Origin of the sequence: Burkholderia sp. BCC1047 (genome assembly GCF_902833155.1) — a bacterium.
Classification (GTDB): Bacteria; Pseudomonadota; Gammaproteobacteria; order Burkholderiales; family Burkholderiaceae; genus Burkholderia; species Burkholderia sola.
Map to the genome: position 1 here is coordinate 87858 of NZ_CADFEH010000029.1, position 8731 is coordinate 96588.

An 8731-nucleotide genomic window follows, 5' to 3' on the forward strand; every position below is an offset into this window, starting at 1 on the left:
GAACAGGGATGGTGAAACGGGTCTTTCGATATGGCGGGTTGTCCATCGTCTTCAATCGATCGATGAACCGTCGTCAATTTCCTATGCTTCGCAGGTAGAACCGCACGCCGTGCAGGCGAGCCAGGCACGGCCACATGCGTGTCGAGCCGGTGTTGCACGGCAGAATCATTTTCCGTTGAATCCCCGCGCGCTTGCCGATGCCCGACAACGCAGGCAGCGATCGGAAGCCCCATCCGACGCGGCGCCGAATAGCCTCACGTCGTTCATCGCGACGGTTCTCCCGCCCTCGCTTCATTACCCGCCACGCGTGCCGTATCGGCGCTGTAACGTTTTTGGCGCGATTTTCCCGTGCCGGATGCCCGGCATCGCCGCGGGCCGTCCCGACAACGCAGTCGCGAGACTGGCACGTTGTTCGCTTCACCGGGGGGCGGTAGGAACGATAGTCGCCATGCACTCCTGATCGTCCGACAAATCGACGCGCATGCGTCGCGGGGCGTCCGAAACACGGCACGTTCGCTCTGCGCCGCCAGCCGATGGCGCACCCCGATCCGGACGCGGACCGCTCGATCACGACGAGCGCAACGCGCACGCAGTGACGAGTCGAGCATCGGCTGTCATCCCACCTCCTACGGGGAGAGAAAAAATGTCGGCCAAGCCAATCCGGACCCTACGAGCGTTTCTGATCGTCTTTTCCGTTTGCCTGATGACGTTGGCACCCGGGCGGGCGAGCGCGTTGTCGAACCAGTTGCTGTTGCTGCTGCCGGACAACTTCACGTTGCCGGACCCGCGTGTGTCCGCGTGGCTCGATTCCGCGGCGGAGGAGGGACTGCAGATCTCGCTGATCAGCGACACGCAATTCAAGCAGGGCGGCACGTCGCTGCAGCAGTACCAGGGACTCATCCTGCCTGACCAGGTGCATACGGTCGCCGACGATACGCTCGTGACCGCCATCCAGAGCTATGCGTTGAACGGCGGGCGCGTGATGCTCGTCTATGATTTCGGCGTACTGAACGCGACGGGCTTCTATCCGGCCGGGCAATCGCGCTTCAGCTCGATGGCCGGCGTCAACTACGTGCTCTACGACACGCTCGGCGGGAACATGATCGGCCTCGGCAACGTGACCGGCATGGGCAGCACGTTGCGCGCGCTGCAGATTCCTCCGGGGAAGTCGATGGCATGGCCGGGCTCGACGACGGCCGCGACCGCGTTGGCCGCAACCGCGTCGACTACATCGACCGGCTCGACGACCAACCCGTTGCTCTACCTGCAGCCGAGCCCGTCGAACCCGGGCGGGCTGGCCGGTTACAACCATCAGGCGTATTTCACGTACAAGACGGTCAACGGCCGCATGACCGGCGTGCCGTTGAATCTCGGGCGCGTGTCGGCCGGTGCAAAGGTCGGGTCCGGATCGTACTCGCCGACCTCGACGAAGCTGTCGCCGGTATCGACGGCGGTGAATGGCGCGACGTCGTTCGCGACCGCGTCGCCCGCCGCGACGACCGACGTGCTCGAAGGCATCTCCGGCTACGTATACGGCTTCCTCACCTATCCGAGCTACGTCACGCAAGGTACGTATACCGGTACGACGCTGCTGACGTCGCCGAACTTCGGGCTCGTCGCCGGCTATCAGGCGTATGGAAACGGCGGCGTGATGTTCGTCAACCTGCCGCTCGCGTATCTTGGCGGGCAAACCGACAGCATGCCGATCCACGGCTTCCTGCATTACTTCACGACGAACATCCTGTCGATGCCGCACCTGTCGCTGCAGCCGCGGGCGCAGGCCGGGATGGTCCTGAACTGGCACTTCTGTGCGCGAGATCAGATTCAGCCAGCGCAGTACCTGAAGAATTACGGCGTCTGGAACAGCGGCCCGTATTCGATCGTGGTGACGGCCGGCCCTGACGACGTGACGATCGGCGACGGTCTCGGCATCAACCTGACGAACAATACGCAGGCGAAGCAACTGGCCGCGTTCCTGCTCAAGCGCGGGCACAAGGTCGGCAGCCACGGCGGCTGGGCGCACGACTACTGGGGGGCGAACGCGAGCGAAACCAATGCGAGCACGTTCACGCAGTATCTGGTGCTGAACCACAATGCGGTCCAGTCGGTGACGGGCAAGCCGGACGTCGAGTGGGCGGCCCCGGAAGGCAATACGCCGACGTGGGCGGTGAACTGGCTCGAATCGAACGGCTACTCCGGCTACTACTTCACCGGCCATACCGGCAATGCGCAAACGCGTGCGTATCGCAACGGTTCGCTGCTGAATCCGGGCATCTGGGCGTTTCCGGTGATGCCGTTCGGCAAGTATGCGACGTTCGAAGAGTTCCAGGAGTTCGCGGTGCCGACGACGGACGTCCAGAACTGGTATCTGTCGCTGATGGATTTCGTCGTCGCGAACCGCACGAGCCGGTTGATCTACATGCACCCGCTGGGCGCGTCGTGGTATCCGAACGTCGTCACGACGATTCTCGGCTATGCCGCGTCGCTGGCGACGACCGGCCAGTTCAAGTGGTTCACGATGGATCAGCTCACGCAGTTCGACCGGCGCCGTCTGCTCGTGAACTGGACGGCGACCGATACCGGCACCAGCTGGACGTTCAGCGCGACGCAGCCGACCAGTCTGCAGGACATGACGTGGCTGTTGCCGAAGAGCACGTACCAGTTGCCGAGCGTGAAAAGCGGCAGCGCGACGGTCGTGAGCACCGATCCGGCCAACTGGCTGGTCATCGCGGGTTCGGGCAAGTCGCTGACGTTCACGAGCGCGAAGGTGCACTGACGCGCGCCGGCTCCTTTGCCAACGGGGAACACCATGAAGCGAGCTTCGTTTGCGCGTGCGCTGCGCATGCTGGCCGTATCGGCAAGCATCGCGCTGATGTTCGGCGTGTCGTTCGCACAGTCCGCGCATCGAGCGCCGCGCGGGTTTGCACGGCCGCCGCTCCATCTGCATGGCGCCGCGAAACGGAATCCTGTGGGCCTGTCGCCGCAGCAGATTCGCCGTTTCTACGGGTTCGACGCGTTGCCGGCGCGCGGCTACGGTGGCGACGATCAGATCATCGCGATCGTCGATGCGTACGACAATCCGAACGTCGAGGCGGATCTGCGCTTGTTCAGCCGCACGTTCGGCCTGCCGCCGTGCGCGTCGCCGCGCTGCTTCACGAAGGTGTACGCGACGGCGGACAAGCGTCCGCCGCCGCCGGACGCACTGTGGGCACTCGAGAGTTCGCTGGACGTGCAGTGGGCGCACGCGATCGCACCGAATGCGCGGATCGTGCTGGTCGAGGCCGCATCGAGTTCGCTCGATGACCTGATGAGCGCGGTCGCACTCGCGACGAGTCCGGCACCGGGCGGGGTCGGCGCGAAGGTCGTGTCGATCAGCTGGGGGAGCGGCGAGTTCCTGGCCGAAACGCAATTCGACGGGCAGCTCGCCAGCGCGAACGGCGTGTCGTTCGTCGCGGCATCCGGCGACGGCGGCAACGGGGTCGACTACCCGGCCGCGTCGCCGTATGTGCTGAGCGTCGGCGGCACGTCGATCGCAACCGATGCGAGCGGCGCCTATGTCGACGAAACGGCGTGGGTCGGCAGCGGCGGCGGGCAGAGCGCCGTCGAGACGGCGCCGACGTATCAGTCGAACTTCGGACTGCCGTCGAATAGCCTCGGGCTGCGCGGCCTGCCCGACGTCGCCTATGACGCCGACCCGGCGTCCGGCTTCGCGGTCTACGATTCGTACGGCTATGCGGGGCAGGGCGGGTGGTTCGTCGTCGGCGGCACGAGCGCCGGCGCACCGCAATGGTCCGCGTTGATCGCGATCGCGAACAGCGTGCGCATCGCGCGCGGCAAGACGACGCTGAACGCGGTGAGCGCGATCCAGAGTGTGCTGTACGGGCTCGCGTCGAGCGCCTACGCGACGAACTTCCGCGACATCGTCAGCGGCTCGAACGGCGCATGCGGCACGCTTTGCACGGCGGCAACCGGATACGACTACGTAACCGGTCTCGGGCGCCCGATGGCCGCGAATCTGGTTCAGGCGTTGATCGCCGCGCCGTGACACGGGTAAGGCCGCGGAAGCATCATGTTTCTGCGGCAAGCGGGGCGCATCCGGGCAGCGTCGACCTACGCCGCGGGCGCGACCGACGCGCCGCTGATCTTGTGCCGCGCGAGCGCCTGAGCGATGAACCCGGACGCCTTCGCTTCCTCGACGAATGCCCGCAATGTCTCGGCGGCCGCCGCACCGCGGCGCTTCGGCAACCCCATCGCCTGACGGATCACCATGAATCGCTCGTCGAGCAAACGCAGGCCGGGGGCTTGACGTGCGTCTGCCTCGACCTGTTGCTTGACGCCGGCGGCGACTTCCAGGCCCTCATCGAGGAACGTTCGGACGACGGTCGGGGATGTCGGTGCCCGCACGATCCGCGCATGTTTCAACTCTCGAGTCAGGAACAAATCGTAGGCGCTTCCTTCGCCAACTGCCACGCGGATCGACGGCTGGTCGACATCGTCGTTGGCGCGAATCGACGATCCGTCTCGTACCAGGTAATAGCCTTCGATCAACACGTACGGATCGGTAAACGCGAGGGTTTCTCCTCGTCGTGGATCGATGGCGAAGAAGCCGACGTCTGCCTGCTCGTCGCTGACCGCCTGAACGGACTTGCCCGCCGTATCGAACACCACCAGTTCAAGTTCCACCTCGAGCATGGCGGCAAAGGCGCGCGCCAGATCCACCGACACGCCGGTCGGCGCGCCCGACAGGTCCTTGCCCGCGAGAATGGGATTCCCGAGATTGATCGATGCCCGCAGCTTGCCGGCAGGTGTGAATGCGCGAATGACGGATGGATCGGGTTTCATGTTGATAGTGTGAAGAACAAAAAATCGTATGGGGACACGGACCTTCAGCCGCAGACCCGCGCATCGCTCGACTTCCGTTGCGCGACCGCTCGGGGCCTCAGCAGTATCGCCACGGCCAGCACGCTGGCCAGCGCGATACCGCCCGCGAGAAAGAATGCGCTGAGGAACGTATGGCTTTCCTGCACGAGAAAGCCGGTTGCGGCCGGGCCGACGATGCCCGCGCAGTTTGCGATTGCGTGTACGCATCCGCCGACACTGCCGAGTTTCGGGCCGGGGACCGTGTCCTGAATCAGCGCCCAATAGGCGCTACCGCTCAGATAAAGGGCAAACACGGCAACGGCCATCAACAGCAGCGCACCGAGCGTCGTGGTCACGGCGCCGGCCAGCGTGACGCACACGCCTGCGGTGCCGAGGCATGCGATCAATACCCGCTTGCGCGCAAGCAGTGCATTGCCCGTCCGGCGAAAGATCCGATCGGACAGCACGCCGCTCAGTCCGTAGCCGATGAACCCCAGCAGCCAGGGCAGCACCGTCGCGAGACTCATGCTTTTCAGGCTCAGGTGACGGTCCATCGTCAGAAAGGTCGGGAACCAGGTGAGAAAGAAAAACAGGATGTAGCTGTAACCGAAGTACGAAATCATCGCCGCGACAATGGCGGGCTGCTTGAGGTAGAAACCGAGCGGCTGCACGTCCGAAGGGCTTTCAGGGACGCTTCGGTCGGATTCGATCAGGCGGCGTTCGTCATCGGATACGCGTGCATGCTGGTGCGGCTTGTCGGTCGCCATGAACACCCAGAAAACCAGCCAGAGCAAGCCGAAACACGCGATTCCGGCGAACGCGACACGCCAGCCGTAGGCGGCCGTCAGCAGACCGACTACCGGCCCGGCAACCGCGCCGCCCAGCGGCAGACCGCAATTGGCGAAGCCGAATGCGGTCGCCGACTCCTTGTGCGGGAACCAGTTGTTGACGATCTTGTTGATCGTCGTCGCGAGCGGACCTTCGGCCATGCCGAACAGGGTGCGGATCGCCAGCAGCGATCCAAAACCGCTGGCAAGGCCGGTCGCGCCGCATAGCAGCGACCAGGTCAGGACTGCCCCGGAGAAGACGCGTTTGCCGCCCCAGCGATCCGCCGCCCATCCGCCGATGAAATTGAATGCCGCGTAGCCGATGAAGAACGTCGAAAACAACAGCCCGAGGCTGCCCGGCGACATATGCAGTTCCCGCATGACGGCGGGTGCGGCGACGGACAGCGCCGCACGGTCGAGATAATTGATGAAGCCTGCGATGAACAGCAGCAGGACGATGCGCCATCGAATGTTTGTCACCTGTCGCTCCTTGGAGCTTGTTATGTGCTTGACGGCCGGGCGCTCGAACGGGCTGCCCGGTCCGTCGCGTGTCGGTGCGCGGTCGCGCCCCGAGTTCGGAACCGCGGGAGCGTGGCGGGCCACGCTCGCGAACAAGCGCTCAGCGCTGCGGATGCGCGATCGCTTCCAGCATGGCGAGCTGCGCCGCGCCGATATCGATGCCTTCCGCCAGTTGGCGTTCCAGGCGACCAAGTTCGATCTCGCCGGGCACGATCACCGGCGCGTCCGGATGGGCAGGTTTGGAGCCGTGCAGGATCGCCGCATAGTCGGTCATATGCGCGGCGAGCCACGCAGTGCTGCCGAGTCGGGTCGTATCGATGAGAATGAAGAAGTGGCCGAGATTCTGCGGTTGTTCAGGATCGTCTTCCCACGACTTGACGTGCGTGAGATACGCCGCGCCGGAAAGCAGTCCCGCGAACAGGTCGACCACCAGCGCGAGGCCGTAGCCCTTGTGGCCGCCGATCGGCAGCAGAAAGCCGTCGAGGGCGGCTTTCGGGTCGGTGGTCGGTTTGCCGTGCGCGTCGGTTGCCCAATCGCCGGGAATCGGTTCGCCACGCTTGAGCGCGTTGCGAATCTTCGCCCGTGCGGCGACGCTGATCGCCATGTCGAGCATGAACGGATGACCATCCGGGTTCGGGACGCCAAAGCCGACGGGACTGTTGCCCAGGCGCGCGTCGGTGCCGCCCCACGGCGCAATCGTCGTTGTCGCGTTACTGCCGATGATGCTGGCGAACCCCTGCTGCGCGGCGAGGTACGAATACGGTGAGACGGGGCCGAAGTGATTGCTGCCGCGCACGAACACACAGGCGATGCCATGTTCGCGTGCAGCGGTCATCGCCAGATCGAGCGCGCGATGGCCGACGAGCGGGCCGATGCCGTTGTCGCCGTCGAGGCGGTGAAGTGCCGGCGCCACCTGCTCGGCGGTGATCGACGGCGTGGGATTGATGCCGCCGATGCGCAGGCGAGCGCCGTACGACTCGACACGGCTTGTGCCGTGCGTACGCAAACCGAACAGGTCGGCAAGCACGAGGATCGTGGCGGTGTCCGTCGCGTCGGCGCGCGTCAGGCCGAGCGTGCAGAGCGCCTCGATGGTCAGCTCGGTCAGATGCGCGCGGGTGACGATGCCGTGGATTGGAGTGGGCTGTGTCATGGAATGCGTTGTCTCCTTCGATTTGAAAACCGTGCGGTTCAAGCGGCTGCGAATAGCACGACGCTTGCGTTTCGCACATGATCGTGCAGGAGCGGTTCACGCAACAAACGCATATTTTCGTTCGATTGGTGCGTCGTGCGCACGAATCGAGCCCTGCTGACGGATGCCCCACGAAGGCTTTGCCGTCCCGCGTGAAGCCGGGGCCGGCGCTTCGCCTATGCGGCAGCGCTTGCGAGCGGCACATCGGGCGAGCGCATCTCCGTCAACAGCTGAAGGAAGAAGCGACCCGCGGAGGACAAACCGCGGCCGCGCCGCTGGATGACACCCAGCGTTCGCCGGATCGGCGGATCGACGAGCGCGACGCTGGTCAGTGCCTTGTGCGGGCCGCGAGGCATGGCGAGCCGAGGCACGACACCGACGCCCAGGCCTGCTTCGATCAGGCTCACGAGCGCGGGCACATGGCGTACCTCGCAGAACCATTTGGGCCGGTCGGCGACGCCGGCCAGCGTTTCGTCTATGACCGCGCGGTTGCCGCTGCCTTGTGCAATGGCCAGATACTCGAGATGGGCGAGCTCCGCCCACGCGACGGATTTGCGCTTTGCGAGCGGATGACTGCGCGGGCAAGCGAGCACGAAAGGATCATCGAGCAGTGGGGTGAATTCGATGTCCGGCTCTTCGGTGCCGACGTAAGTCAGACCAAAATCGGCTTCGCCACGCGCGACGGCGAGAAAAACCATCGACGACGGCTCGTCGATGAGACGAAGACGAATGCCCGGGTAACGTTGGTGGTAGATCGCGATGGTTTCAGGAAGGAAGTAACGTACCGCCGACGGCACGCATGCGACCGTGAGTTCGCCGGTCATCTTGCGGGCAAGATCGTCGAACTCGAGCATCGAGTTGTCGACCTCGTTGAGGATGCGGTGAGCGCGCTCGAGAAACCCGCGACCGACGATCGTCAGGTCCATCTTTCGCGTCGTTCGCTCGAACAGCCTGACGCCCAGCACCTCCTCGAGTTTTTCTATCCGGCGCGATAGTGCGGACGCCGATAGATGCAACGTGTCGGCCGCGGCACGAAAGCTGCCCAGGTCGGCCGTCGCGACAAAGGCCCGCAAGTCCGATATCTCGAAATTCATTTCGATAACCACAGCGATGGAAAGGGACGCTCAGTTTCGGCATGCCGACGGGTGCTGTCAATTCGTGCGTATCGCACACGAATTCGCTGGCGCGACCGTCCATGGAGCGCCGGCCAGTCCACTCTTCAACCGCCCGCTAGCTGTGAAGCGTCAAGAGGTTGTTTCTCGACGCAGGAAGTCTCGCCATCGGCGCAATGCCGCCGATGGCGCTATGAGCTCGATGCCAGTTGTAGTGATGCTGC

General features: G+C 64.6%; 6 protein-coding genes and 1 pseudogene. 2 read left to right on the plus strand and 5 right to left on the minus strand.

The window, feature by feature from the left end:
- The first annotated feature begins 643 nt into the window (after window positions 1–643).
- Window positions 644–2776 (plus strand): polysaccharide deacetylase family protein, encoded by a 2133-nt coding sequence (locus tag HWX55_RS26430; RefSeq protein WP_175977860.1) that lies wholly within the window; start codon window positions 644–646, stop codon window positions 2774–2776.
- Between the two features lie 33 nt (window positions 2777–2809).
- Window positions 2810–4045: a S53 family peptidase gene (locus HWX55_RS26435; RefSeq protein WP_175977861.1), complete on the plus strand. Its 1236-nt coding sequence runs from the start codon at window positions 2810–2812 to the stop codon at window positions 4043–4045.
- Between the two features lie 65 nt (window positions 4046–4110).
- Here HWX55_RS26435 and HWX55_RS26440 read toward each other — a convergent pair whose 3' ends face one another.
- From HWX55_RS26440 to HWX55_RS26460, 5 genes and pseudogenes are all read right to left on the minus strand, one after another.
- Window positions 4111–4842 carry an ABC transporter substrate-binding protein gene (locus HWX55_RS26440; protein WP_175977862.1) on the minus strand — a complete coding sequence of 244 codons (732 nt, stop codon included), beginning with the start codon at window positions 4840–4842 and terminating at the stop codon, window positions 4111–4113.
- A 44-nt stretch (window positions 4843–4886) separates the two neighbouring features.
- Window positions 4887–6167, minus strand: a complete 1281-nt coding sequence (locus HWX55_RS26445) for an MFS transporter (protein WP_175977863.1) — start codon at window positions 6165–6167, stop codon at window positions 4887–4889.
- A gap of 139 nt (window positions 6168–6306) precedes the next feature.
- Window positions 6307–7356 (minus strand): Ldh family oxidoreductase, encoded by a 1050-nt coding sequence (locus HWX55_RS26450; RefSeq protein ID WP_175977869.1) that lies wholly within the window; start codon window positions 7354–7356, stop codon window positions 6307–6309.
- Between the two features lie 215 nt (window positions 7357–7571).
- Complete coding sequence (locus HWX55_RS26455) at window positions 7572–8489, minus strand: LysR family transcriptional regulator (protein WP_175977864.1); 918 nt, start codon at window positions 8487–8489, stop codon at window positions 7572–7574.
- Between the two features lie 136 nt (window positions 8490–8625).
- A pseudogene (locus HWX55_RS26460) lies at window positions 8626–8731 on the minus strand (IS481 family transposase); the annotation flags it as partial.